Origin of the sequence: Kaustia mangrovi, assembly GCF_015482775.1 — a bacterium.
Classification (GTDB): Bacteria; Pseudomonadota; Alphaproteobacteria; order Rhizobiales; family Im1; genus Kaustia; species Kaustia mangrovi.
In genome coordinates, this window is sequence record NZ_CP058214.1 from 364,155 (window position 1) to 389,305 (window position 25,151).

The following is a 25,151-nucleotide window of genomic DNA, read 5'->3' on the forward strand; positions in this document are numbered from 1 at the left end:
ACTTATCAAAGTGAAATCGAGACCTATCTTCTGTTCACTCTCGAACAATGGAGATTGGGTCATGACAAAGCTTGATGGAAAAACGGCCATTGTCACCGGTGGCGCCAGTGGAATTGGCCTCGCGACCGCCAAGCGGTTTGTCGACGAAGGCGCGTTCGTCTACATCTTCGGGCGGCGGCAGGAGGCGCTGGACGCCGCCATGTCGGAGCTCGGATCGAACGCGCGCGCCGTCCGGGGGATACCACAAAGCTGGAGGATCTCGACCGGCTCATCGAAACGGTCAAATCCGAACGAGGCGGCATCGACATCGTCTTTGCCAATGCGGGCGTCGGCGACTTCGCGCCGCTTGGCGAGATCACGCCGGAACATGTCGACTGGACATTCGACATCAATGTCAAAGGCACGCTTTTCACGGTTCAAAAGGCGCTCCCGCTGATGAAACCGGGAGGCTCGATCATCCTGACCGGCTCGACCACCGGATCGATGGGAACGGCTGCGATGAGCGTTTACAGCGCCTCGAAGGCGGCCATTCGGAACCTTGCCCGTACCTGGGCCCTCGATCTCAAAGGCACCGGGATCCGGGTCAATGTCTTGTCGCCCGGGCGACGGAGACAGAGAAGGTCATGTCCATGTTCGAAAGCACGGGCGCTGGGGATGAAATCGTTTCTGGCTTTCAGGACCAGACCCCGCTCGGGCGGATGGGCGACACGGCTGAAATCGCCGCCGTCGCAGCGTTTCTCGCCAGTAGCGACAGCAGCTTCATGACTGGAAGCGAGGTGTTCGCCGACGGCGGGTATGCACAAGTTTGATCCAAACAAGGCAGGCCTTTCAGACGAATGGCCTGCGACACCGCCCCTGACATTCTGTATCCGTATCCCGTCAGGCTCCAGAGGCTCGATCATCTCGGGGGACACGAAGTGAAAATCGGAATCATCGGCGCTGGCATGGTTGGAAAGACCCTCGCCACGGGGCTTGCAGAGAAGGGCCATCAGGTTCGCCTCGCAAACAGCCGGGGACCGGAGAGCGTGGCTGAAAGCCTGGGCGCGTCGACCGCCAAGGTGACGCCCAGTTCCACATCGGCAACTCTTGCCTGCGATCTCGTCTTTCTCACTGTGCCATGGACGAAGGTCAGGGATGTGCTGAGGTCCGGCGGTCCAAAGGACGGCCGGATTCTCGTCGACGCGACGAACATCTTCCTGCGCTTCCCGCCCGAAGCGCTCATCGATGATTTGAAAGGCGACTCGGGCAGTGAGATCGTCGCTCGACTGGCGCCAGAGGCCCGCGTGGTAAAAGCGTTCAACACGCTGCCGTTCACGACGATGTTCGCGCCTCTTCCTGACGGCATGGAGCGTGTTCTTTTTGTTGCCGGTGACGACACTATGGCTGTGGCGTCAGTCTCAGACCTCATCGTTGAACTCGGACTTCACCCCGTTCCGCTTGGGCCCCTCGCACAAGCCGGCCGGCTAATGGAACTCGGCGGTCCGCTTTCCGGCCTGGAACTGCTGACGCCCGCAAAGGAAGAAGCCTGAGCCTGGCACGCAGCCAAGGGCTTGAAGCGCAAATGCCAAAAGGACGCTCGGCGGGCCGCCACGGCGTGCAGAAGACGCAATTGTTGCGACAGCAAAAAGCGTCATAGCACTTGCCGGAACGACCTAACGCATAGGGGGCTGCATCGCGCAATGGACGGCAAATGGCGGGGCACGCGCGATGAAAACGCGAACTATTCCTTCACTGTAGCGCTACGATAGAGCAATCACGGATTTCGATGAAGCGCGCGTACGTGGGCCAAGGTGCGACACTGCACTACGCAGCGCCATATCCACAGCAGCGTAGCCGGGGGCGGTCAATTCGCTCGTCATGCGCGCAGCTACAGTGCGGAAGTCAAGAACCAATGAGCGACGCTTTGCCAATGCGCTCCAACTCGCGACTGAACCAAGCCCGATAGCTATCGCTCGCTCCCTGCAACTCCTCACGCAGATCCACCTCAGTGATGGCGAAATCCGGTGGAACCGAGAACCGGAGCTGCCGGCGGAGGAGGACGGCGACAACGTAGTCGTAGCTGACGCTGTGGTCCTCGTGGTACTCGATCGCGTATAGGTCGAAATAATCAGAAATTAGCGGATCAATGATTGTGTAGATGAACTCGAGAGATAGCCGCGAGAAGTCGAGTTCGTCGGGAGGGCAGAAGTGCTGCACGGCGTTCCGAGCACGGCGCAGACGCTCGTAGCAGTCGGCGTGCGGGATGCGCCTTCCGGTGGTGGCCCAAAGAACCTGAGGTAGCTTTTCGAAGTCGTGTGTCCTTCCACGAGCTAAGAGTGTCTTAAGGTCGAGTTCGTCGGAATTGTAGTCGTCTAGCCCAAATATGTCTCTAAAAATAAGCAGCGGATGCTCCCTGGCGATGATCGCTTTGAGAAACAGTTCGCCCGCGTGAGCGGCATTCAGGACCGACACTAAGGGCCAGTGTTCGTTGCCCGGATCCATGTACACTGCATGCGTGTTGGCTTGCGTCAAAGCCACCTTCGCCAAACCGAGGATCAAATCAGGGATCTGCTGCAGCTGCTCATTCATTCCGCGCGATAATCATTCTTCGACCACCTTCGACTCGACCTCGAACCAGAGTTCGGTGCGAGAAACCACGCCCCCTCGCCACGGGTAGTCGTGGTACCATTTGCGATCGCCCGTTGACCAGCATTAGTTTATCTCGCAAGTAAGACAGCAAAGACAAATAGGAGGGAGTAATGCCTGAGCGCAAACGCGGTCATCATCTCGAACGCTGGGAAATTGCGCTCGTCAAGGCAATGCTGGCGACCAAGAGGTACAATGATCAAGACATTCTAGCCTACTTCACGCGCCCAACACGATCGATCAACCACCGGCTGATCTCCGAAATCCGTTCGGAGAAGAAGCATAAAGCGATCAAAGCGGCAAGCGCAGACCAGCTGTCGGCGTATTTGCGCTGCTGGCCTGACGTAGATGCTGAGACTGGCCTGAGCCTGCGGGGCGACGAACTGCTGGTAAAGGCGCGGGAAGCGATGATTGCGGCGGTTCATAATTTCAATTCTGCAGGCCTGCATTTTCGTGCGGAGATATTCATCACTACCGCGATGATATCTTGGACCTATTTGTGTCACGCCTGGTTCAAACGTGAAGGCATCGATTACCGGTACAAAAAGAATGGCCAATTTAAACTGTTGAAGAGTGGAGCCGAGGCGTACTGGGAATTGGGAAAATGCTTACGCAACAACAAGCTTCCTATTACTAAGGGCATCCGACAGAATCTTGAATTGCTGCTTGAATTGCGTCACGAGATCGAACATCGCTCAACTGATAGGATCGACGACGCTCTCGGGCCACTGATGCAGGCATGTTGCATCAATTTTAACGAAGCGATCCGCTCGTGGTTCGGCGTACAGTTCGGCCTAGAACGCCGCTTGCCGATTGCCCTACAGTTCGTAACGTTCGATGCCGCTCAGGCTGCAGGTCTGAAAAAGGCAACCGCTTTGCCGGCGGCAATCGCATCGACGATGGACGCTTTTCATTCGAAGATGAGTGACGACGAACTAAGGGACCTAGCCTTCACCTACCGGGTTGCTTTCGTACCGAAGCTTGGCAGCAAGGCGAATAAGTCCGATATCGCCGTGGAGTTCGTCAAACCGGATTCTGAGGAAGCAAGAGCGATTAATGCTGTTCTCCTTAAAGAAGTTGACAAAGCTCGGTACACTGCACGACAGGTGATAACCGCGATGCACGAGGAGGGCTTCCCTCGCTTTAACCAGACACATCACACCGCCCTCTGGAAGGAGTTGGGCGGGAAAGATCCAGAAAGAGGTTTTGGGAGGGCTGGAGACTACAAAGGCACTTGGGTCTGGTTCGACAGCTGGGTTGCGCGCGTTCGCGCGCATTGTCAGGAGAATGCAGAGAAGTATGTCGCTGCACCGTGACCGCCGCTGAAGGCCGGACGATGTTCCAGCTCCACTGCGAAGCGTCTCCTTGCGCTAAAGACTGGTTGTAGCGTAGGGGATCGCACAAAGACTTGCGAACGCGGCAAATGGCGGATGGGGTGGGATTCGAACCCACGAGACGGTTGCCCGCCTGGCGGTTTTCAAGACCGCTGCCTTCAACCACTCGGCCACCCATCCGGCCAGGGCAGGCCCCGATGTCCGGCCAGTGGCGGACGGGGTGCCCGAAGGCGCCCGGGCCGGCAGTCCTGCATTCGGGTCGGCCGACCGGAGGGCAGGGCGGTCCGGTGTCGGGGCGCCGCGCACACAAAAGCGAATTTGAAGCCGTATGGCAATAGGCGCGAGGAGGCGATCTATGGGTCCGCCTTTCCGTCGCTCTCATCGCCGCTGTCGGCGCCCTCGCGCAGCTCCTTCTTCGACAGCTTGCCGACAAGCGTCTTCGGCAGCTCGTCGCGGAACTCGAAATAATCGGGCATCTCGATCTTCGACAGCTTGGGCTCGAGGAACGCCCTCAGCTCGTCCTCGCCGAGCGACTGGCCGGCCCTCAGCCGGATATAGGCCTTGGGCGTCTCGCCGCGATAGTCGTCGGACACGCCGACCACCGTCGTCTCCTCCACGGCGGGGTGCTCGTAGATCGCCTCCTCGATGCGGCGCGGATAGACGTTGAAGCCGGAGCACACGATGATGTCCTTGATCCGGTCGACCAGATAGACGAAGCCGTCCTCGTCCATATAGCCGACATCGCCGGTGCGGAAGAACGCGCCCGTGAAGCTCTGCTCCGTCTCCGCCTCGTTGTTCCAGTAGCCCTTCATGACCTGGGGGCCGGCGATGCACAGCTCGCCCTTCTCCCCGGGCGGCACGGGGCTGGCCGGATCGTCGAGCGAGCGGATCTCCTCCACGGTTCCCGGCACCGGCTGGCCGATGGAGCCGTCCTTGCGCAGGCCCTTGAACGGGTTCAGGTTGGTGACGGGCGAGGTCTCGCTCAGGCCGTACCCCTCCACAAGGCTGCACTGCGCGCGCTCCTCGAAGCCGCGCCGAACCTCCAGCGGCAGCGGCGCGCCGCCGGACACGCAATAGGAGAGGGAGGAGAGATCCTCCCCGCTCAGCGTCTCGCTGTTCATGAGCGCATTGAAGAGCGTCGGCACGCCGGGAAGGATCGTCGGCCGGTACCGGCGGATCAGCCCGATTGCCTCGTCGAGATCGAAGCGCGGCATCAGAACGAGCGAATAGCCCTGCGACAGGCCGAAATTCATCACCCCCGTCATGCCGAAGACGTGGAAGAAGGGCAGGACGGCGAGCATCACCTCTTCACCCTCGCGCGCGCCGGCGAACCACAGGCTGATCTGCTGGATATTCGCGCTCAGATTGGCATGGGTCAGCATCGCCCCCTTGGGCGTTCCCGTGGTGCCGCCGGTATATTGCAGGACGGCGAGATCGCTCCCGATATCGGGCTCGTGGCGGGGATATGTTCCGGAAGTTCCGGTCAGCTCGCGGAAGTGGAGGAGGCTGTCGGCGCGGACCGCGGCGGCCGTATCGGCGACTTCGCGGCGCTTGAACAGCCTGAACAGCCATTTCTTGACCGTCGGCAGGAGGTCCGCGAAGGGGCAGACGAGCGCATGCGGGATCGTGCCGCGCTCGACAAGGGCGTGAACCTTGTCGAACAGCATGGCCAGATCGAGCGTCACCGCCATCTCGCAGCCCGCGTCGCGGAACTGGTGGTCCATCTCCTCCACCGTGTAGAGCGGATTGACGTTGACGACGACGGCACCGAGCTTGAGCAGCGCGTAATAGGCGACGATGTAATAGGGCGTGTTGGGCAGGACGAGCGCGACCCGCGTGCCGGGCTCGAGCCCCGCCCGCGACAGACCGGCGGCAAGGCGCTCGGTCAGCTCGCCGATCTCGCCATAGCTCAGCGTCTGCCCGAGGAAGATCGTGCAGGGTCTCGAGGAATGCCGCCGGACGGCCTCGTCGAAGATGTCGTGCAGCGGCCGAGGGGGCAGATCCGCGTGCCAGTCGATCCCGTCCGGATAGCTGCCGAGCCAGGGAAAATCGGCGTGTGCATCTCCTGCACGGGGTTCTCCGGGCGCCTGTCCCGCCACCGCGACACCTCCCATTCGTCCATTGTTCTTCGTTATGCGGCCTGACCGTCCGAAGGGTGCAAAGTTACTACATCCACATAGCCGGCGCGATATGCTATATATATGGCTTGGCATGGGCTGCGGTCGACAGGCCGCAGGACGCCGGGGGCGGGCAACAAAACACGTTTACGGACAGGGTAGCCATGACCCGTTATTGGCTATTGTCGCGGCGCGCGGGCGCAGCCTGCCGCGCGGCATGGGCGCACCGAAACGGGATCGGGGGAGGGGGGCTCCCCGCACGATCTCCAGGGACCGGCGCAGTTCTGGCCGGCCTGACGGTGGCGGTTGCGCTTCTTGTGGCCCCGGCGCAAGCGCAGCGCGGGCTCAATCCACTGGACTATTATTCCTTCGACCAGACGATGGTGCTCGCCGAGGACGGCGACCAGCAGGCGGAATACCGTATCGGGATCGCCTACGAGACGGGCCAGGGGGTGAAGGTCCATCTCGGCAAGGCGGCGAAATGGTACGCCAGGGCCGCCGAGCGGGGCCATGTCGACGCCGCCTACCGGCTCGGCCGGCTGCTGCACGAGGGCGGACGCGGACTGAGGGTCGATCCGGAAAAGGCCGTCATCTATTACAACCAGGCCGCCCGCGCGGGCCATCCGGACGCGCAGAACTGGCTCGGCTATGCCTATCAGCACGGCATCGGCGTGGAGCAGAACACCGAGCTTGCCGTCATGTGGTACCGCCGCTCGGCCAAATGGGGCGTTGCCGCCGCGCAGAACAATCTCGGCCTCATGTTCCTGACCGGCAAGGGAGTAAGGCGCGACTACAATCTCGCCGCCGCCCTGTTCGAGCAGGCGGTGCGCCAGAGCTATCCCTGGGCGCAGAACAACCTCGCCGGCATGTACGAGATGGGCTGGGGCGTGAAGCGCGACATGGACAAGGCGCGTGCCCTCTATCAGGCTGCAGCCATACGCGGCAACCCCAATGCGCAGAAGAACTACGCCCGGCTGATGCGCGAGGCGCGCGACCATGTCATCCCGCGGCCGAAGCCGGTTCTCACCGAGCTTGCCGACGCGTCGGACGCCGGGGATGGCGCGCCTGCCGGCGGCAGCGAGACGGCGGACAACGAGGCCGATGCCGCACGGGAGACCGGCGGCAACAAGATGCGCCAGGCCGCCCTGCAGGACTCCCCCGCGCAGGGGCAGGAGCCGGGCGTTCACGCGCCCGCGCCAAGTGCCACCGGCGAGGCCGACTCTCTCAGCGCGCTGGCCGATCCCGCGAAGGTGGACACGTCCAGTCCGCATGCGGCGCAGCCCTCCGCGTCCCGCGACGGCGAGACGGCGGAAACGGACGATGCCGGCGGCACCGAGGCGGCGGAGGCCAATGTGGCCAAAGCCGAACTGGACGACGAGCCCGGCGGGCTGAAGGTCGACACCTCCGAAACCTTCAACCGCGACTGACCGGCCGGCACGGCGGTCTTCAGGCCGGCTCTCCCGACTTGAGAATATCGAGTTCCGGCACTGGCGCGTTATCCGCCATGGCAAGGATCGCCCCGATCAGCGGGTCCGGATCGTCGATTCCGCCTGAGCGCATGAGCATTCGGGCCTTCGCGACCATCTCCCCATCGCTCAGCGGCGCCTCCGGATCGCCCTTGGCGTCCGTGACCGCGGCGGAGCGGCTGTCGCCATCGGCCAGCGAGACCGTGACCCGCGCGCCCCAATGGGCCGGATAGGCCGAGGCGAAGGGCTCCGACACGGCGAGCCGGACCTTGCCGCGCTCTCCTGCCAGACGATCGCGCGCCGCGCCGTCGAATGCCTCGAAATCGATCCCGTCCAGCGCCAGGGCGGCGGCCACGCAATGCTGCAGCGAGAACTTGGCGGCATAGGTCGAGGAGACGTCCGCGCGGTCGCAGACATCGAGGGCCGCGGGATAGCTCTCCACCGTGACGGCACTCAGCCGGTTGCCGGACAGCGGCTCCCCGCCGATGGCCGCGCGGACCGCCAGCGCCGCCTCGATTGCAGGGTGGGTGTGCCTGCAGGACGGCCATGGCTTGATGGACGTCTCGCGCAGTTGCCAGGGCCCGCCCGGGCCCTCGAGCAGGCGGTGGGGCAGGTCGTCGGGACACATGGCGCGGAAGATCCCCTTCTCGCCCTCCAGGATCGCCGGCGCGCCGGTAAAGCCTTGCGCGGCCAGCCCTGCGGCGACCACGCCGGCTTCTGCCGCGCGCCCGGCATGCAGGTGCTTGGAGTGCGCGCCGGTCTCCAGGAACTCCCACAGCCCGCCCGACTGGGTGCCCGCATTGCCGAGCGCGTCGATGGCTGCGCCGTCGTCGAGGCCGAGCAGATACGCCGCCGCCATGGCGGAGCCGAAAGGCCCGCAGGTCGCCGTGTTGTGCCAGATGCGGTAATGGGCGGGACCGACCGCCATGCCGACCCGGGTCGCGGCCTCGAAGCCGTGGAGCACCGCCGTCAGCGCCTCGTGGCCCGGCCGTCCCCGGGCCATGGCGAAGATCGCCGGCACCACGGCGCATCCCGGATGCACGACCGAGGCGCGGTGAAGATCGTCCATCTCCAGAATGTGGCAGAGTGCGCCCATGAGAAAGGCGCGGCGGGGCGCGTCGAGCGAGCCGCCATCGGGTGCCAGGGTGCGTGCCCATCGCATGAGTTTCTCGCCCGGGACGCTGCGCTGCCCGGCAAGGATGCTGGCCGCCGCATCGAGGGTGAACAGGGCCGCCGCCCTCATGTCGGCCTCGCCGACCGGGCGGGCGCGAATGAGCTCGACAAGGCGCGCCGTGAGCGGTTCGCCATCGTGCCGTTGGAGACGGGGAGCGGTCGACATGGAGGCCCTCGTTCAAATGTCCGGTGCGTATCGTGAGGCTAGAGCATGAGGCCGGGCGGTGGAAAGCACTGTGCCGCAGCCGTGGGGGAGGGCGCACACAATCTTAACCCTTTTCCTCAACGCCGCGTTTACCGGTCGGCGCGCACAGTCATGGCGCATGCCGGCTCCGTCATATCGTGACGGGGGCGCAATCGGAATTTCAGGCAGGGACCCCTGTCAGTTCAGGGACAGCAGCGAATGACGAGAGGCCACAAGGTGGACGGACGCGGCCCCGTGCGCGGCACGATAATCGCCGGTCTCGCCCTCGCATTGACAGCGTCGTCGCTCATGCTCGCGGGATGCTCGAGCGACAAGGACGCCTTCTCCGGCAAGGGCAGCCCGATCTATCCGGGCGACGGGCCGCTGCCCAAGGGCGGCGGGCGCTATCAGATCGGCAAGCCCTACACGGTTGCGGGCCAGCGCTTCTATCCCAAGGCGGACCCGGACTACGACAAGACGGGCGTTGCGTCCTGGTACGGGCCGAAGTTCAACCGCCGGATGACCTCCAACGGCGAATGGTTCGACATGGACTATTTGAGCGCCGCCCACACCACGCTGCCGCTGCCGAGCTACGCCAAGGTCACCAATCTGGAGAACGGCCGGGAAATCGTTGTGCGCGTGAACGACCGCGGCCCCTTCGTGAACAGCCGCATCATCGACCTGTCGAAGAAATCGGCCGAGGCTCTGGGCTTCCGCAAGAAGGGCAAGGCGAAGGTGCGCGTTCAGTATATCGGCCGCGCGCCGCTCGACGACAAGGGCACGCATCTGGCCGCCATGAACACCGAGCTTCATCGCGGCACGTCGCTCAACACCATGATCGCAGCCGCCGACCGCCGCACCTCCGGCGGCACGCCCACCATGGTCGCCAAGGCAGAGCCCAACAAGCGGCCTGCCTCTAGCAAGCCGCAGGGCGCGCCCGTCACCATCGCCTCGCTCAGCGGGCAGGCGGCGGCCGGGTCGGGCAGCGCGGGGACCAATGCGGTCGTCCAGCCCGCAGGCGCCGGTTTCTACGTGCAGGCCGCCGCGTTCAGCGACCCGGACAATGCCGACCGGACCCGGGCACAGCTCGCCCCCATCGGTCCGGTCGAGGTCGCCCCGCTCAGCCGGGGCAGCCACACGCTCTACCGTGTCCGTGTGGGGCCGCTGCGCGATGCTGGCCAGGCCGACCAGGCGCTGCGCCAGGTCGTGGCGGCCGGCCACTCCGACGCCCGCGTGATCGTCGCCGCCAACTGATCGGGACCTCAGGCCTTTGTGTTGATTTGACCCGCCTGTCTGGATAGCTTCGGGAAAGGGGCTCCGGGGACAAGGCGAGGGTTTGCCATGGGCAAGACGATGGGTCGTGGCCTGTCGCGACTGATCGGGATGCGATTGCTGGCGGTGCTGGCGGTGTTCGCACTCTCCGCCGAACCGCTTGCCGCGCAGGAGCGCTTTGCCACCGAGGCGCCCTACGCCTTCCTGATGGATGCCGGCTCGGGCACAATTCTCTACGAGAAGCGCGCCAACGAGCTGATGGCGCCGGCGAGCATGAGCAAGCTCATGACGCTCGTCATGGCCTTCGAGGCCGTCGACCGGGGGCAGCTTGAGCTCGACGACCGGATCCTCATCACCGAGGAGGCTTGGAAGCGCGGCGGGGCGAAGTCGGGTGGGTCGACCATGTTCGCCGAACTCGATTCGCATGTTCCCTTGCGGGATATCCTCAAGGGGATCGCGGTCGTCTCCGCCAACGATGCCTGCATCGCGCTCGCCCAGGCGCTTGCCGGATCGGAGGCCGCATTCGCCGACCTCATGACGACGCGAGCGCGCGAGCTCGGCCTCGAGCGCTCCACGTTCACCAATGCGACCGGCCTGCCGGATCCGGGCCAGCGCATGACGGTGCGCGAGCTCGCCATGCTGGCGCGCTATATCGTCCGCGACTTCCCGGAGTTCTACGAGCTCTTCGATATCCGAGAATTCACCTGGAACGACATTCCCCAGCACAACCGCAATCCGCTACTCGACCGGGTGCCGGGTGCCGACGGCGTGAAGACCGGCTACACGAAGGAGGCCGGCTACGGGCTCGTCGGCTCCGTCCAGCGCTTCGGGCGGCGCCTGATCCTCGTCGTCGCCGGATTGCCATCGGCCGACGCCCGCGAGGAGGCGGCCGTCAAGCTGATCGACTGGGGCTTCGGCAACTATCAGGCCTATGTGATGTTCGAGCCCGGTCAGACCGTCGAGAAGGCCCGCGTCTGGGGCGGGGATGCCGCCTGGGTGCCGCTCGTCACGCGTATTCCCGTGGACATCATGCTCGCCGCCGAGGAACGCCATTTCATGCGCGCGGAGGTGAGTTATAAGGGACCGCTCATCGCGCCCGTAAAGGCTGGAACGCAGGTCGGCACGCTGCGTTTCACCGTCCAGGACCGGGTGCTTGCGGAGGCACCGCTCTACACCGATGCGAGCGTTCAGAAAAACGACGGGCTCCTGCGCCGTGCCCTGGATACGCTGCATTATTTCATCTTCGGCGCCTGAGAGTATCCGGCTGGATGGGGCAGGGCAGGTTCATCACGCTTGAAGGCGGCGAGGGGGCGGGGAAATCCACCCACGCCAGACGGCTGAGCGCACGGCTCGGCGAGGAAGGCTACGGCGTCGTCCAGACCCGCGAGCCCGGCGGCTCGCCGGAGGCGGAGGCGATCCGCACGCTGCTCGTGACCGGCGAGGTCGACCGCTGGTCTTCCAATGCGGAGGCGCTTCTGAACTATGCCGCGCGCGACCAGCATCTGCGCAACACGATCCGGCCGGCGCTTAAGCAGGGGCAATGGGTGGTGAGCGACCGCTTCTCCGATTCGACGCGCGCCTATCAGGGTGTGACGGGCGGCGCGGACATGGCGCTCATCGACCATATGGAGCGTGTCGTGGTCGGGCCGACGCGCCCCGACCTCACGATCGTCTTCGATCTGGAGGCGAGGGAGGGCCTGAGTCGCGCCGGCAAGCGCCCCGACGACCATGACGAGCACCGCTTCGAGCGCAAGGGCTTAGCCTTCCACGAGCGCCTGCGCGAGGCGTTCCTCGCCATTGCCGAAGCCGATCCGGAACGCTGCGTCGTGGTCGATGCGACGGCGCCGGTGGACGAGGTGGCCGAAACCGTCTGGCAGGCTGTTGCCTCCCGCCTCATAGCCTGATTATCTGCCCGCCATGAGTGCCGACACCCAGCAGCAGACAGAGACGGAGCGCCATCCGCGCCTTGAAAGCCGGCTTGTCGGCCATGAGGAGGCGGAGGCGCGCTTCCTCAAGGCACATCTGGCCGGCAAGCTGCACCATGCCTGGATCCTCGCGGGGCCGAAGGGCATCGGCAAGGCGACGCTCGCATACCGGGTCGCCCGCTTCGTGCTGCGCCATCCCCGGCCGTCCGCGGAGGGCATCGCGCCCGACAGCCTCTATGTGCCGCCCGAGGATCCGGTGTTCCGCCGGGTGGCGTCGCGCGCGCATGCCGACCTCATCACCATCGAGCGGCGCTACGATCCCAAGACCAAGCGCCTGAAGGCGGAGATCGGCGCGGAGGATGCCCGCAAGGCCGGCCAGTTCTTCGCGCGCACGGCGGGCGAGGGGGGCTGGCGCGTGTGCATCGTCGATGCGGCCGACGACATGAACGCCTCGGCGGCGAACGCGTTGCTCAAGACGCTGGAGGAACCGCCGCGCGACGCGCTCTTCCTTCTGGTGAGCAATGTGCCGGGCCGGCTCCTGCCCACGATCCGCTCGCGCTGTGTCCGTCTCGATCTGGCGCCCCTGTCGAACGATCAGGTGCTCGACGTCGTGCGCCATTCGGACGGCCTCGACGCACCGCCCGACGAGGCGACGCTGCGGCTTGCCGCCGACATCGCGGAAGGCTCGCCGGGCCGCGCCATCCAGTATCTGGAAACCTCTGGCTTCACGCTCTTCAACGACTTCCTGAAGCTGGTGGAGCGCACGCCGGGCCTCGACATCGCGCGCGCGCTCGACTTCGCCGAACGGCTGAAACCCGCCCAGGCACTCGACGACTACCGGCTGTTCGCGGAAATGCTCTCAAGCTGGCTCGGCGGCGAGATCCGCAAGGCCGCGCGCGGCGAGGGCGACTGGGGCGGGCGCATCACGCCGGCCACCATGAGCCGCTGGGTGGACGCGCACCATGCAATCGGCCATTCCATTGCCCGCGCAAATGCCCTAAACCTCGATCGCCGCCAGGTCGTGATGCAGGCCTTCAGGCTGATCGACGACACGGCCCGCGCGGCGCGGTGACCCCCGTCCGGGGTTGCGCTTAATGCCGGCACATCCAAGATATCGGACGACATGGCTGACCAGAAGCGGTTCTACATCACGACGGCGATCTCCTATCCCAATGGCGAGCCCCATATCGGGCACGCCTACGAGTTGCTTGCGACCGACGCGCTGGCGCGGTTCAAGCGCCTCGACGGATATGACGTGTTCTTCCTGACCGGCACGGACGAGCACGGCATCAAGATGTTTCAGACCGCGACGCGCGAGGGTGTCGATCCGGCCGCGCTCGCCGACCGCAATACAGCCCGCTTCCAGGCCATGACCCGGGCACTCGACAGCTCCAACGACGACTTCATCCGCACGACGGAGGAGCGCCACAAGCGCGCCTGCGCGGAGATCTGGCGGCGCATGGCGGCCAATGGCGATATCTATCTCGACACCTATGCCGGCTGGTATTCGGTGCGCGACGAGGCCTATTACGACGAGAGCGAAGTGACGGTCGCAGACGACGGCACCAGGCTCTCGCCCCAGAGTACGCCCGTGGAGTGGGTGGAGGAGGAAAGCTATTTCTTCCGCCTGTCCGCCTATCAGGACAGGCTGCTCGCCCATTACGAGGCCAATCCGGAGTTCATCGGGCCGGAGACGCGGCGCAACGAGGTGGTGAGCTTCGTGAAGGGCGGCTTGCGCGACCTCTCAATCTCGCGCACCACCTTCCAGTGGGGCGTGCCGGTGCCCGACGATCCGCGCCATGTCATGTATGTGTGGGTGGACGCGCTCACCAACTACCTCTCCGCGACCGGCTTTCCCGACGAGACCGCGCCGCGCGCGCCGTTCTGGCCGGCCGACGTTCACGTCATCGGCAAGGATATCGTGCGCTTCCACACGGTCTACTGGCCGGCCTTCCTGATGTCGGCCGGCGTGGCCTTGCCGCGCCGGGTCTATGCCCACGGCTTCCTGTTCAATCGCGGGGAGAAGATGTCGAAGTCGGTCGGCAATGTGATCGACCCCTTCGCGCTGGCCGACCATTACGGGGTCGACCAGATGCGCTATTTCTTCATGCGCGAGGTGCCCTTCGGTCAGGACGGCAATTACAGCCACGAGGCGATTGTCGGGCGGATCAATGCCGATCTCGCCAACGATCTCGGCAATCTGGCCCAGCGCTCGCTCTCCATGATCGCCAAGAATTGCGGCGGCGCGGTGCCGGCCCCCGGCACGCTCAGCGACGAGGACCGCACGATGCTCGCCGCCGCCGACGGGCTGCTTGCCGAAATCCGTCCGCAGATCGACGCCCAGCAGATCCACATGGCGCTCAACGCCATCTGGCGCGTCGTGGGCGACGCCAACCGCTATTTCGCGGGCCAGGAGCCCTGGGCGCTGCGCAAGACCGATCCGGAGCGCATGGCGACCGTGCTCTATGTCACGGCGGAAACCGTGCGTCAGATCGCCATTCTCGTTCAGCCCTATATGCCGGGCTCGGGCGCGGCGCTGCTCGACCTTCTGGCCGTGCCGGAGAACGCGCGCGGCTTCGACGCGCTCGGCGAGGCCGGACGGCTCGAGCCGGGCAGGGCGCTTCCCGCACCCACTCCCGTCTTTCCGCGCTATGTGGAGCCGGAGGACCAGAAAGCGACCAGCTGACAGGACGCCCCATGCGACCGTTCATCATCGACAGCCATTGCCATCTGGATTTCCCCGTCCTTTCCGGGGAGATCGACGCGGTCCTCGCGCGTGCGAGGGAGGCAGGCGTCGGCCTCATGGTCACGATTTCCACGAGGGTGCGCGCCTTCGACACCGTTCTGGCGATCGCCGAGGCCCATGACAACGTCTACTGCACGGTCGGCACGCATCCCCACAACGCCGCCGAGGAGCAGGACGTGACGGTGGACGAGCTCGTCCGGCTGGCACGCCACCCCAAGGTCGTCGGTATCGGCGAGGCGGGGCTCGACTATCACTACGACAACAGCCCGCGCGAGCTCCAGGCGGCGAGCTTCCGCACCCATATCGCGGCGGCGCGCGAGACCGGCCTGCCGCTCGTCATCCACAGCCGGGAGGCGGAGGACGACACCGCCAGCATCCTGGAGGAGGAGTACGCCAGGGGCGCCTTCACCCCGCTGCTCCACTGCTTCAGCTCCGGCATCGAGCTTGCCCGGCGGGGCCTTGCCCTCGGCGGCTATGTCTCGTTCTCCGGCATCATCACCTTCAGGAACGCCGAGGAAATCCGCGCCGCGGCGCGCGAGGTGCCGCTCGACCGGCTGCTGGTGGAAACCGATGCGCCCTATCTCGCGCCGGTGCCCATGAGGGGACAGTCGAACGAGCCGGCCTATGTGGCCCATACGCTTGAGAAACTGGCGGAAATCAGGGCGTTAACCATAGAGGACATGGCCGCGCGGACGACGGAGAACTTCCATCGGCTGTTCTCCAGGGTGCCGGCGGGCGCGGCCGCATCGAACGGGGTCTCCTGACGCCATGGGGCTCAAGATCACCGTGCTCGGCTGCGGCTCCTCCGGCGGCGTGCCGCGGATCGGCAACAATTGGGGCGTCTGCGACCCGACGAACCCGAAGAACCGGCGACGGCGCTGCTCGATCCTCGTGGAGCGCGAAAACGGCCGCGATGCGACGCGCGTGCTGGTCGACAGTTCGCCGGATGTGCGCGAGCAGCTTCTCGACGCGGGGGTGAGCTGGCTCGACGGGGTTATCTACACCCACGACCATGCCGACCACACCCACGGGCTCGACGAACTGCGCGTCATCGCCATCAATGGCCGCCAGCGCGTGCGGGTCTGGGCGGACGAGCGCACCGAGCGGTCCTTGAGGACGCGCTTCGGCTATTGCTTCGAGACGCCGCCGGGCAGCAACTATCCGCCGATCCTGGACGCCCATCGTATCGTGCCGCCGGAACCGGTGGCGGTCGACGGGCCGGGCGGCATCGTGGAGGCCGTGCCGTTCGAACTCGACCATGGCGATATCCGCGCGCTCGGTTTCCGGTTCGACGGTCTGGCCTATACGCCCGATCTCCACGACATTCCCGAAGAGAGCATCGCCGCGCTTGAGGATCTCGATGTGTGGATCGTCGATGCGCTGCGGCCGACGCCGCATCCGAGCCATTTCGATCTCAATCAGGCGCTCGACTGGATCGACCGCCTGAAGCCGCGGCGCGCGATCCTCACCAACATGCATGTCGATCTCGACTACGAGGCGCTGAAGCGCGAGCTGCCGGACAATGTCGTGCCGGCCCATGACGGGCTCACAGTCGTCGCGGAGTGACGTTTCAGGGCCCATGCCGCGGCTTGCGGCGTCTCATGGTCCACTGCCGGCCCATATGGATTGGTTCCATAATATAGATTATGCGACTTTCAGATGTAGCAACGGGCCGCAATGGGCCCGCAACGGCCAGCCTACTCCTCCGAACGCCCCGTGGCGTCGCGGTCGCGCTCATATCGCCTCATGGATGGAAACGACGGCAACCAGGACTCGCGACGGACGGTCCAGAGTTCATAGGTCGGCCTCAGCCGGTCGGGTTCGTCCAGGGATCCGAGGTTGACCTCGGTCTCGTCTCCGGTGCGCGCGAAGACCGGCGAGCCGCAGCGCGGACAGAAATGTCGCCCCGCATAGTCGCGCGTCTCGCCTTCTATCGTCACAGCATCCTGGGGAAACACCGCGGAGGCGTGAAAAAGCGCCCCGTGATGCTTGCGGCAGTCGAGACAGTGACACAGGCCGACCCTGTATGGGCGACCAGAGGCCACGATCCGGACGTCGCCGCACAGGCAACCGCCAGTGAACCGGTCCATGCTTGCACCTCCTCCGAAATCGCATGCTCTGACCTCTGTCTACAACGGCCCCCCGCCAGACGTCCATGGCCGGTCTCGCGCGGGCTTGCTGTTCAGCGCCGATGCGATCTGCGCTAGGCTCGCCACATGCCGCGCCCGCGACTCACGAACTTCCGGAGCCGATCCAGATGACCGACGCCATCGCGGACAAGCCGCGTTCCATCGAGACCCTGCGCGCCATCATGCGGGCGCTACGCACGCCCGATACGGGCTGCCCATGGGATCTGGAGCAGGATTTCCAGACCATCGCGCCCTATACGGTCGAGGAAGCCTATGAGGTGGCCGATGCCATCGAGCGCGACGACATGGAGGACCTGAAAGAGGAGCTCGGAGACCTGCAGCTCCAGGTCGTCTATCACGCGCAAATGGCTGAGGAATCGGGTTATTTCGCCTTCGAGGACGTCGTCGAGGCGATCAACCGGAAACTCGTGCGCCGGCATCCCCACGTCTTCGGCGACGAGGCGGCGCGCACGGCCGGTGCGGTCAAGGGCATGTGGGAGCGTATCAAGGCGGAGGAAAAGGCGGAGAAGGCCCGCAAGCGCCCGCCCGCCGATACGGATGACGCCGGCAGCGTGCTGGACGATGTGCCCGTCGCCCTGCCCGCGTTGACGCGCGCGGGAAAGCTCCAGAAGAAGGCCGCGCGCGTGGGCTTCGACTGGGGCGATGCCGCCCCCGTGCTCGACAAGGCGGAGGAAGAGATCGCCGAACTCAGGGACGCACTGGCGGGCGGCGACCGCGAGGGTGCGGCCGAGGAGATCGGCGACCTGCTGTTCGTGCTCGCCAATCTCGCCCGCCATCTCGGTGTGGAGCCGGAAGCCGCATTGCAGGCGACGAATGCGAAATTCTCACGCCGTTTCAGACATATCGAGACGGAACTTCGCAAACAGGGAAAGCGTCCGGAGGATGTCGGCCTCGATGCCATGGACGCGCTCTGGGACGATGCCAAGCGCCGCGAGAGGGCCGTCTGAGCGGAAAACAGCCCGCCCGACTACTCCGCCGCGCTGCGGCGCTCGGTGCTGTCGAGTGCCTGGGCGGACGCGCCGAGGCGAGCCTCCACGGGCCCGACCTTCTCCGGCGGCACGCGCACGACAAGGGTCACGCGGCCGTCCTCGCCGTCATGGCGCTCGAGCACCTCGCCGATATCGTAGAGCCAGGACAGGCGCCGGCCCTCCGTCGGCTCCAGGGTGACGCGGAAGCGGCTCGAGCTCTCCGCAAGCGTGCGCTCCACGAGCGCGAGGAGCGTGTCGATCCCCTCGCCCGTCCTGGCCGAGATCAAGGCCACATTGTCCGACCGCATCGCCTGGTTCTCGATGGAAGTGCGCTCCTCGCCCGCCAGCCTGTCGGCCTTGTTCCAGACCTCCACGATACGGTCGCGGCGAGCCTCGTCGACACCGAGCTCGGCAAGCACCTGTGCGACATCGGCGGCCTGAGCGCCCGTATCGGGATGGCTGATATCGCGCACATGGAGGATGATCTCCGCCTCCAGGACCTCTTCCAGCGTCGCCCGAAAGGCGGCCACAAGATCGGTCGGCAGATCGGAGATGAAGCCCACGGTGTCCGACAGGATGACCGTGCGCCCATGGGGCAGCTCCAGCCGCCTCATGGTCGGATCGAGGGTCGCGAAGAGCAGGTCCTCCGCGTCCACATGCGCCGTCGTCAGCCGGTTGAACAGTGTCGACTTTCCGGCATTCGTGTACCCCACCAGCGCCACGACCGGATAAGGCACGCGCTGGCGGTTGGCGCGATGCAGCTCGCGCCGGCGCCTGACCTTCTCCAGATCCTGCCGGATGCGCGTGATGCGGTCCTGGATGATGCGGCGGTCCGCCTCGATCTGCGTCTCGCCCGGGCCGCCCATGAAGCCGAAGCCGCCCCTCTGGCGCTCGAGATGGGTCCAGGACCGCACGAGGCGGCTCTTCTGGTAGCTCAGATGGGCGAGCTCCACCTGGAGGCGCCCTTCCTTCGTCTGCGCGCGCCGACCGAAGATCTCCAGAATGAGGCCCGTGCGGTCGAGCACCTTCGCCTTGAAGGCGCGCTCCAGATTGCGCTGCTGGACAGGCGAGAGCGTCGCGTTGACGACGACCAGCCCGACATCCTGCACCCTCGCGGCCTCCGCGATCTCCTCCACCTTCCCCGGACCGATCAGGGTCGCGGGGTGCACCCGGGCGACGGTGACGATCTCGGATCCGGCGATATCCAGGTCGATGGCGAGCGCCAACCCCTCCGCCTCGTCCAGGCGGGCGGTCTCGTCGCGCAGCGTGGAGGTCTCGTCCGGGGCCTGCGCCTTGATGGCGCCGGCCTTGAAGGCGACATGCACCACAAGCGCACGAACCGGTGGCGTCTCCTCGATCTGGAACGCGACCGGGCCGTGGGCCCGTCCCTCGGGGCTGTCTGTGTTCGCCGGGGTGTCTTCGTGTCGCCTATTCGTCACCCGCGCTTGGATCCTCCTCGAAAAGATTGATCGACTGGCCAGGCATCACTGTGGATATGGCGTGCTTGTAGACCAATTGCGAGAGGCCGTCGCGCCGGAGAAGGACGCAGAAATTATCGAACCATGTGATCACGCCCTGCAGCTTCACGCCATTCACGAGGAAGACCGTGAGTGGGACGCGATTCTTGCGCACGTGATTGAGAAAGGTGTCCTGCAGGTTTTGTGATTTTTCTTGAGCCATGGTGGTTCCCGCTTCTTGCAACGTCAGAGACGGGAACGCACACACACCGAACCCCGTCCCCTTCCTTTTCCTGTCGTACTCTTATTACGCGTGTTTGGCTGTGCTTTTCAATGGCCGCACCGTAGCACAATGCCAACAGGGCAGCGACCGTCAAACATGGCGCGCGCCGCCGCCTAGAAATACTCCAGACTGACCCGGAACAGATGCTCCACCTCGCGCACGACGCCGGCCAGCGCGAACATGACGATCCGGTCATGCGGCTTGATCTCGGTCTGGCCCGTGGGGATGATCACGCGGCCGCCACGCACCAGCGCACCGATGCGCACGCCGTCGGGCAGCGATGCCTCGCGCAGGGGCCGGCCGACGACGGGCGAGGTTTCCAGAGCCTCCGCCTCCAGAACCTCCCCCTGCCCGTTATGGACCGGATGCACGCCGCGGATACGCCCGCGCCTCACATGGCGCAGAATGCTGGAGACGGTGACCGAGCGCGGGCTGATATAGGCGTCGATGTTCAACGGATCGAGGATCGAGTTGAAATCGGTCCCCGTCACCAGGCTGAAGGTCTGGCGCGCGCCTTCCTGCTTGGCCATGACGGCGGCGAGGATGTTGACCTTGTCGTCGTTGGTCAGCGCGACGAAGGCCTCCGCCTCCGGGGCGCCGGCCTCGCGCAGCATCTCCTGCTCGAGCGTGCTGCCATGGAGCACGACGGTGCGGCGCAGCTCCTCCGCGATCCTGACCGCGCGCTGCCGGTTGCCCTCGATGATCTTCACCTGGGTGCGGCTCTGGCGCTCCTCCAGCTTGGTGGCGACATAGAGGCCGATATTGCCGCCGCCGGCGATCAGAACGCGTCGGGCGGGCTTTTCCTCATGGCCGAAAATGCCGAGCACGCGCTCCGCCTGCGCCCGGTCGGCGATCACATAGACATCGTCGCCCACGAGCATCTGGTCGGAACCGTGCGGCACGAAGAGCTGGCCATCGCGCACGACGCCGACCACGACCGTCTGCAGGTCCGGGAAGAGCTCGGTGAGCTGGGCCAGCGGTGTGTCGACCACCGGGCAGTCCTCGCGCAGGCGGATACCCAGCGCGATCACCGCATCGTCCACGAAATGGATCGCCTCGAAGGCGCCGGGCAGCGCGAGCCGGCGCAGCACCATCTCTCCGACCGCGATCTCCGGTGAGATGACGACGTCGATCGGCATGTTCTCGCGGGAGAACAGATGGCGCCATTCGGGGTTCAGATAGCTCTGGGCGCGCACGCGCGCGATCTTGGTGGGGATCTCGAACAGGGAATGCGCGATCTGGCAGGCCATCATGTTCACCTCGTCGGCGAAGGTGACCGCGATCAGCATGTCGGCATCGCGCGCGCCGGCGCTTTCCAGAACGTCCGGATGGGAGCCGTGCCCCACCACGCCCTGCACGTCCAGCGCGTCGGAGATCGCCTGCACGAGCTGGGGCGAGGAATCGATCACCGTCACGTCGTTCTGCTCATGGGCCAGACGTTCGGCGATTCCCCGGCCGACCTGGCCCGCACCGCAAATGATGATCTTCATGAAAGGCAGCCCTCTGCCGCGTCACAGGGGGCGGAGTGTGCGCAAACGGCCCGCTGGAGGCAAGCACTCTTGTGACACGTCCTGAAGCCGCGATGCCGCAGCAGCCGGTTCAGTAGTGATTCGAATGTTCTCGGGCCGTTTCCTCAAGCGAAATCTCGGGCGCCTTGTCGTTCTGTGACACGCCGAGCAGTTTGAGTTTGCGGTGCAGGGCGGAGCGTTCCATGCCGACGAAACTCGCCGTCTTGGAGATGTTCCCCCCGAACCGGGCGATCTGGGCGGTGAGATATTCGCGCTCGAAGATCTCGCGCGCCTCGCGCAGCGGCAGGGCCATAAGCTGCTCGCCGCCATGGCCGTTCACCACCGGCGGCGAGGCCGAGCCGAGCTCGCTCGGCAGCATGCTCGCGGTGATCTCCGCCTCCGGATCGCCGCTGGCCAGAATGAGCAGCCGCTCCACATTGTTGCGCAGCTGGCGCACATTCCCCGGCCAGTTATGGGCCTGCAGCACGGCGATCGCATCGTCGGCGATCTCACGTTCCGGCTGGCCGGAAATCAGCGAATATTGCCGTGCGAAATGCTCAACGAGCGCGGGGATGTCCTCGCGGCGCTCCGCCAGCGCCGGCACGTGGATCGGCACGACATTCAGCCGGTGATAGAAATCCTCCCGGAACGCCCCCTCCTCGATCAGGGCCGACAAATTCCGGCAGCTCGACGAGACGACGCGCACATCGACCTTCACGCGCTTCGCGCCGCCGACGCGCTGGAAGGTCTGGTCGACGAGGACCCGAAGGATCTTGCCCTGGGTCTCCAGCGGCATGTCGGCGACCTCGTCGATGAACAGCGTCCCGCCATGGGCCTCCTCCAGCGCGCCGATGCGCACCAGCGTGCCGCTCTCGTCCTCCACGCCGAACAGCTTCTCCTCCATCAGATCCGGCGCCATTGCGGCGGCCGGCAGGATGATGAAGGGACCGCTGGCGCGCAGCGACGAGGCATGGAGCATGCGCGCGGCGAGCTCCTTGCCGGCACCGAGCGGGCCGGTGATGAGCACCCGGCTGTTGGTCGGCGCGACCTTCTTCAGCGACTGGTGAAGCTGGCGCATGGCGTGCGAATCGCCGACGAGCTCGGCCGCCGCACCCGCACGCTCCCTGAGCTCCTCGTTCTCACGCCGGAGCCGAGAGGCTTCGAGCGCGCGCGTGACGATCAGGATCAGCCGGTCGGTCTTGAACGGCTTCTCGATATAGTCGTAGGCGCCGCGCTTGATGGCCGCGACCGCGGTCTCGATATTGCCGTGGCCCGAAATGATGACGATCGGCAGGTCGGGGTGGCTCTTCTGCACCACATCCAGGAGATCGAGCCCGTCGAGCTTCGACCCTTGCAGCCAGATATCGAGCACGATGAGAGACGGCCGCCGCTCCTGGATGGAATCGAGCGCGGAATCGCTGTCATGGGCGACCCTCGTCTCGAACCCCTCGTCCTCGAGTATCCCGGCGATCAGCTCGCGGATATCTGCTTCATCGTCAACGATCAGAACATCCGAGGCCATCTTCGGTTCCCTCTCCTTGCGTTGTCTCAGGTTCCCGGTCTGCCCCTCTCAAATCCGTTCCGACGTCTCCCTCATCGGCAGGTCTCGCGGTATCCGCCTCCGCGCGCGGCCCAACCGCCATCGGCAGGACGAGCCGGACCAGCGCGCCGCCGAGCGCCTCCGGCGCATCGTGGAGCACGATGGTGCCGCCATGCTCCTCCATGATGCGCGCAACAATGGCAAGCCCGAGGCCGGTGCCTTTCTCGCGCGTCGTCATATAGGGCTCGAGCAGCCTCTGCCGGTTCTCGTCCGGTAGTCCGATACCGTTGTCGGCGACATCGATCACCGCGTGCTCGCCGTCGCGATAGAGGCTGACGACGATACGTCCCTCGATCTCCGGCTCGGCCTGGACATGGGTCTCGACGGCCTCGCGCGCGTTCTTGACCAGATTGGTGATCGCCTGGGTGACGAGACGCCGGTCGAACTCCAGATTGAGCGGCTCGTCGGGAAGCTCCAGATCGATGGCGATATCGCTGGACGAGACGCGCTGGAGGATCGTCGCCTCCTTGACCACGGCGCCGAGGTCGCCCGGCTCGAGCAGCGCCTTCGGCATGCGCGCGAAGGACGAGAACTCGTCGATCATCCGGCCGATGTCGCCCACCTGCCGGATAATGGTGTCGGTGCATTGCTCGAAGACTTGCGTGTCGCTCTGGATCTCCTTGCCGTATTTCCGGCGCAGGCGCTCCGCGGAGAGCTGGATCGGGGTCAGCGGGTTCTTGATCTCGTGCGCGATGCGCCGGGCGATGTCCGCCCAGGCGGAATTGCGCTGTGCGGCAACGAGCTCGGTGATGTCGTCGAAGGTCACCACATAGCCGTGGACGTCCTCGCGGGCGCGTTCCGTCGTGGCGCGCACGACGAAATGGCGCTCCTGGCCGCCGACGCGCATGTCGACCTGCCCCTCCGCCGTGCCGGACCGTTTCGACAGAGCCTTGTCGAGCACCACGGCCATATCGGGCAACACGTCCTTGAGCGCCTTGTTGGCAAGCGCGCGGTCATCGAGGCTCAGAAGTGCCAGCGCGGAGCGGTTGACGAGGGTGATGCGCCCTTCCCTGTCGAGACCGATCACGCCTGCGCTGACGCCGGAAAGCACGGCTTCGGTGAACCGGCGGCGTTCGTCGAGCTGGACGTTGGCACTGATGAGCTCGTTGTGCTGGGAGGCGAGCTGGCTCGTCATGCGGTTGAAGGTGCGCCCGAGCGTTGCCAGATCGCCCTCGTCCTTGCGCACGGGCACCTTGACGTCGAGCTCGCCGAGCGACACCTGGCGCGCGGCGTCCACGAGCCGCATGATCGGCTGGACCAGCCTGTCGGCCACCCACAAGCCGAACCAGATGGCCGCCAGGAGGAAAATGAAGGCCACGCCCACATACATGAGGGCGAAGGTCACCTGGACGCCGTAGCGCTGGGTCTGCATGGCATCGTATTCGGCCTTGCCGGCCTCGGTGCGCTGCAGGTGTTCCACCACCTTCGGGTTCACGAGCCTGAGGACGTAGAGATAGGCGTTGTCGAAGGCCGACAGCTTCAGGATCGCGCGGATGACATTGTAGTCCTCGCCCGGTCCGATCACCACCAGCTCGCCCGTCTCCGCCTTCCGCAGGGCCTCCTCGGGCGGTGGCTGGAAGCTGATCTTGTCGTTGATGGTGACGCTCGCATCGACGCGGCGCTTGCTGGAATCGATGATATAGGCGGCCGCCAGCCCGCGCAGCGCCACATGGGTCGCGAGCCGCCGCGTGAACTTCTGGCGGTCGCTGTCGAAATCGGCGCGCTGCCGGTTGAGGTCGGCGGCAATCGAGGCGACATCGCCGCGGATCACCTCGCTGTGCTCGGTGACATAGGCCTGCGCGACCGTGACGGCGGTATCGACGATCTGGCGCGTGCGCTCGGAGAACCAGGTGTCGAGGCCGCGATTGAGGGTGACGGTCGCGAAGACGGCGACGACGAGGGCCGGCAGCGCGGCCACCACGCCGAACAGCGACACGATGCGGACATGGAGCCGCGCGCCCGCAATACCCTGCCGGCGCGCCTGCCAGAGCATGTAGACCTGCCAGGCGATCATGCCGGCCATGAACAGGACCAGCAGCAGGTTGACGCCGAGCAGCGCGACGATCATGTCGCGCGAGGGCTTGAGCGGGGTCAGCCCGGTGAGAATCGTATAGGTGACGAGCCCCATGAGAATCGACACGGCGACCACGGCGACGCCGAGCCATGTCGGCACCCGCCGCTCGTGCGGCAGGGGCTTCGCGCTGCCGCGCTGCGTGCCCACACCGCCCGCGGACATGCCCGCTGTGTCGAGACCCACACTCATTTCCTAAAAAACACCTTGAGTGATCTGCGTGTCCTAAAAGATGCGACGATGCCGGGCTGGCCCTGCCGGCCATGCCCCCC

20 protein-coding genes, 1 tRNA gene and 1 pseudogene are annotated in these 25,151 nt (G+C 65.5%); 12 read left to right on the forward strand and 10 right to left on the reverse strand.

Going from position 1 to position 25,151, the window contains the following annotated elements; genetic code table 11:
- The first annotated feature begins 61 nt into the window (after positions 1-61).
- Both HW532_RS01740 and HW532_RS01745 read left to right on the forward strand, forming a co-directional pair.
- A pseudogene (locus tag HW532_RS01740) lies at positions 62-809 on the forward strand (SDR family NAD(P)-dependent oxidoreductase).
- Positions 810-836: 27 nt separating this feature from the next.
- Positions 837-1,529 carry an NADPH-dependent F420 reductase gene (locus HW532_RS01745; RefSeq protein ID WP_213162776.1) on the forward strand — a complete coding sequence of 231 codons (693 nt, stop codon included), beginning with the start codon at positions 837-839 and terminating at the stop codon, positions 1,527-1,529.
- Between the two features lie 352 nt (positions 1,530-1,881).
- On the opposite strand, the gene HW532_RS01750 is transcribed toward HW532_RS01745, so the two are convergent.
- Complete coding sequence (locus tag HW532_RS01750) at positions 1,882-2,568, reverse strand: hypothetical protein (protein ID WP_213162777.1); 687 nt, start codon at positions 2,566-2,568, stop codon at positions 1,882-1,884.
- Between the two features lie 170 nt (positions 2,569-2,738).
- On the opposite strand from HW532_RS01750, the gene HW532_RS01755 reads away from it, so the two are divergent.
- Positions 2,739-3,941 carry a DUF3644 domain-containing protein gene (locus HW532_RS01755; protein ID WP_213162778.1) on the forward strand — a complete coding sequence of 401 codons (1,203 nt, stop codon included), beginning with the start codon at positions 2,739-2,741 and terminating at the stop codon, positions 3,939-3,941.
- Between the two features lie 108 nt (positions 3,942-4,049).
- Here the strand turns inward: HW532_RS01755 and HW532_RS01760 are convergent.
- Together HW532_RS01760 and HW532_RS01765 are read right to left on the reverse strand one after the other, a co-directional pair.
- Positions 4,050-4,139 (reverse strand) — tRNA-Ser (locus HW532_RS01760).
- A 173-nt stretch (positions 4,140-4,312) separates the two neighbouring features.
- Entirely contained in the window at positions 4,313-6,058 is a 1,746-nt protein-coding gene (locus tag HW532_RS01765) for a long-chain-fatty-acid--CoA ligase (RefSeq protein WP_246479439.1), read from the reverse strand.
- A 317-nt stretch (positions 6,059-6,375) separates the two neighbouring features.
- Here HW532_RS01765 and HW532_RS01770 point away from each other — a divergent pair, with 317 nt between their 5' ends.
- On the forward strand, positions 6,376-7,503 hold the full coding sequence (locus HW532_RS01770; protein ID WP_213162780.1) for an SEL1-like repeat protein: 1,128 nt from the start codon (positions 6,376-6,378) through the stop codon (positions 7,501-7,503).
- Positions 7,504-7,522: 19 nt separating this feature from the next.
- Here HW532_RS01770 and HW532_RS01775 read toward each other — a convergent pair whose 3' ends face one another.
- The gene (locus HW532_RS01775) at positions 7,523-8,881 is read right to left on the reverse strand and encodes an MmgE/PrpD family protein (protein WP_213162781.1); all 1,359 of its coding nucleotides are present in this window, start codon (positions 8,879-8,881) and stop codon (positions 7,523-7,525) included.
- A 237-nt stretch (positions 8,882-9,118) separates the two neighbouring features.
- Here HW532_RS01775 and HW532_RS01780 point away from each other — a divergent pair, with 237 nt between their 5' ends.
- From HW532_RS01780 to HW532_RS01810, 7 genes are all read left to right on the forward strand, one after another.
- The gene (locus HW532_RS01780) at positions 9,119-10,153 is read left to right on the forward strand and encodes a septal ring lytic transglycosylase RlpA family protein (protein ID WP_213162782.1); all 1,035 of its coding nucleotides are present in this window, start codon (positions 9,119-9,121) and stop codon (positions 10,151-10,153) included.
- Positions 10,154-10,240: 87 nt separating this feature from the next.
- On the forward strand, positions 10,241-11,425 hold the full coding sequence (locus HW532_RS01785; RefSeq protein ID WP_213162783.1) for a D-alanyl-D-alanine carboxypeptidase family protein: 1,185 nt from the start codon (positions 10,241-10,243) through the stop codon (positions 11,423-11,425).
- Positions 11,426-11,439: 14 nt separating this feature from the next.
- Positions 11,440-12,075 carry a dTMP kinase gene (tmk, locus tag HW532_RS01790; protein ID WP_213162784.1) on the forward strand — a complete coding sequence of 212 codons (636 nt, stop codon included), beginning with the start codon at positions 11,440-11,442 and terminating at the stop codon, positions 12,073-12,075.
- Positions 12,076-12,088: 13 nt separating this feature from the next.
- Positions 12,089-13,168, forward strand: a complete 1,080-nt coding sequence (locus tag HW532_RS01795) for a DNA polymerase III subunit delta' (RefSeq protein ID WP_213162785.1) — start codon at positions 12,089-12,091, stop codon at positions 13,166-13,168.
- Between the two features lie 51 nt (positions 13,169-13,219).
- Positions 13,220-14,782 carry a methionine--tRNA ligase gene (gene metG / locus HW532_RS01800; RefSeq protein WP_213162786.1) on the forward strand — a complete coding sequence of 521 codons (1,563 nt, stop codon included), beginning with the start codon at positions 13,220-13,222 and terminating at the stop codon, positions 14,780-14,782.
- Positions 14,783-14,793: 11 nt separating this feature from the next.
- Positions 14,794-15,606: a TatD family hydrolase gene (locus HW532_RS01805; RefSeq protein WP_213162787.1), complete on the forward strand. Its 813-nt coding sequence runs from the start codon at positions 14,794-14,796 to the stop codon at positions 15,604-15,606.
- Between the two features lie 4 nt (positions 15,607-15,610).
- The gene (locus HW532_RS01810; RefSeq protein ID WP_213162788.1) at positions 15,611-16,408 is read left to right on the forward strand and encodes an MBL fold metallo-hydrolase; all 798 of its coding nucleotides are present in this window, start codon (positions 15,611-15,613) and stop codon (positions 16,406-16,408) included.
- 131 nt (positions 16,409-16,539) lie between these two features.
- Here the strand turns inward: HW532_RS01810 and HW532_RS01815 are convergent, their stop codons facing one another.
- Entirely contained in the window at positions 16,540-16,932 is a 393-nt protein-coding gene (locus tag HW532_RS01815; RefSeq protein WP_213162789.1) for a GFA family protein, read from the reverse strand.
- Between the two features lie 167 nt (positions 16,933-17,099).
- Here HW532_RS01815 and mazG point away from each other — a divergent pair, with 167 nt between their 5' ends.
- Positions 17,100-17,939: a nucleoside triphosphate pyrophosphohydrolase gene (mazG, locus tag HW532_RS01820; RefSeq protein WP_213162790.1), complete on the forward strand. Its 840-nt coding sequence runs from the start codon at positions 17,100-17,102 to the stop codon at positions 17,937-17,939.
- A 20-nt stretch (positions 17,940-17,959) separates the two neighbouring features.
- Here mazG and hflX read toward each other — a convergent pair whose 3' ends face one another.
- From hflX to HW532_RS01845, 5 genes are all read right to left on the reverse strand, one after another.
- The gene (gene hflX, locus HW532_RS01825; RefSeq protein WP_425491917.1) at positions 17,960-19,399 is read right to left on the reverse strand and encodes a GTPase HflX; all 1,440 of its coding nucleotides are present in this window, start codon (positions 19,397-19,399) and stop codon (positions 17,960-17,962) included.
- A complete protein-coding gene (gene hfq, locus HW532_RS01830; RefSeq protein ID WP_213162791.1) occupies positions 19,389-19,640 on the reverse strand; it encodes an RNA chaperone Hfq in 252 nt (83 codons plus the stop codon). The genes hflX and hfq overlap by 11 nt, the downstream gene beginning before the upstream one ends.
- 173 nt (positions 19,641-19,813) lie before the next feature.
- On the reverse strand, positions 19,814-21,190 hold the full coding sequence (gene trkA, locus HW532_RS01835) for a Trk system potassium transporter TrkA (protein WP_213162792.1): 1,377 nt from the start codon (positions 21,188-21,190) through the stop codon (positions 19,814-19,816).
- A 109-nt stretch (positions 21,191-21,299) separates the two neighbouring features.
- A complete protein-coding gene (gene ntrX / locus HW532_RS01840) occupies positions 21,300-22,730 on the reverse strand; it encodes a nitrogen assimilation response regulator NtrX (RefSeq protein WP_213162793.1) in 1,431 nt (476 codons plus the stop codon).
- Positions 22,705-25,065 carry a sensor histidine kinase NtrY-like gene (locus HW532_RS01845; RefSeq protein WP_246479441.1) on the reverse strand — a complete coding sequence of 787 codons (2,361 nt, stop codon included), beginning with the start codon at positions 25,063-25,065 and terminating at the stop codon, positions 22,705-22,707. Before HW532_RS01845 ends, ntrX begins: the two co-directional genes overlap by 26 nt.
- Between the last annotated feature and the right edge of the window lie 86 nt (positions 25,066-25,151).

Excerpts from the sequence above, each read along its gene's own strand:
- HW532_RS01745 (WP_213162776.1), top strand. The coding sequence starts at position 837 with ATGGCCTGCGACACCGCCCCTGACATTCTGTATCCGTATCCCGTCAGG.
- ntrX (WP_213162793.1), bottom strand. The coding sequence starts at position 22,730 with ATGGCCTCGGATGTTCTGATCGTTGACGATGAAGCAGATATCCGCGAG.
- trkA (WP_213162792.1), bottom strand. The coding sequence starts at position 21,190 with ATGAAGATCATCATTTGCGGTGCGGGCCAGGTCGGCCGGGGAATCGCC.
- metG (WP_213162786.1), top strand. The coding sequence starts at position 13,220 with ATGGCTGACCAGAAGCGGTTCTACATCACGACGGCGATCTCCTATCCC.
- HW532_RS01780 (WP_213162782.1), top strand. The coding sequence starts at position 9,119 with ATGACGAGAGGCCACAAGGTGGACGGACGCGGCCCCGTGCGCGGCACG.
- HW532_RS01815 (WP_213162789.1), bottom strand. The coding sequence starts at position 16,932 with ATGGACCGGTTCACTGGCGGTTGCCTGTGCGGCGACGTCCGGATCGTG.
- HW532_RS01775 (WP_213162781.1), bottom strand. The coding sequence starts at position 8,881 with ATGTCGACCGCTCCCCGTCTCCAACGGCACGATGGCGAACCGCTCACG.
- HW532_RS01785 (WP_213162783.1), top strand. The coding sequence starts at position 10,241 with ATGGGCAAGACGATGGGTCGTGGCCTGTCGCGACTGATCGGGATGCGA.
- HW532_RS01805 (WP_213162787.1), top strand. The coding sequence starts at position 14,794 with ATGCGACCGTTCATCATCGACAGCCATTGCCATCTGGATTTCCCCGTC.
- hfq (WP_213162791.1), bottom strand. The coding sequence starts at position 19,640 with ATGGCTCAAGAAAAATCACAAAACCTGCAGGACACCTTTCTCAATCAC.
- mazG (WP_213162790.1), top strand. The coding sequence starts at position 17,100 with ATGACCGACGCCATCGCGGACAAGCCGCGTTCCATCGAGACCCTGCGC.
- HW532_RS01810 (WP_213162788.1), top strand. The coding sequence starts at position 15,611 with ATGGGGCTCAAGATCACCGTGCTCGGCTGCGGCTCCTCCGGCGGCGTG.
- HW532_RS01755 (WP_213162778.1), top strand. The coding sequence starts at position 2,739 with ATGCCTGAGCGCAAACGCGGTCATCATCTCGAACGCTGGGAAATTGCG.
- HW532_RS01750 (WP_213162777.1), bottom strand. The coding sequence starts at position 2,568 with ATGAATGAGCAGCTGCAGCAGATCCCTGATTTGATCCTCGGTTTGGCG.
- tmk (WP_213162784.1), top strand. The coding sequence starts at position 11,440 with ATGGGGCAGGGCAGGTTCATCACGCTTGAAGGCGGCGAGGGGGCGGGG.
- HW532_RS01795 (WP_213162785.1), top strand. The coding sequence starts at position 12,089 with ATGAGTGCCGACACCCAGCAGCAGACAGAGACGGAGCGCCATCCGCGC.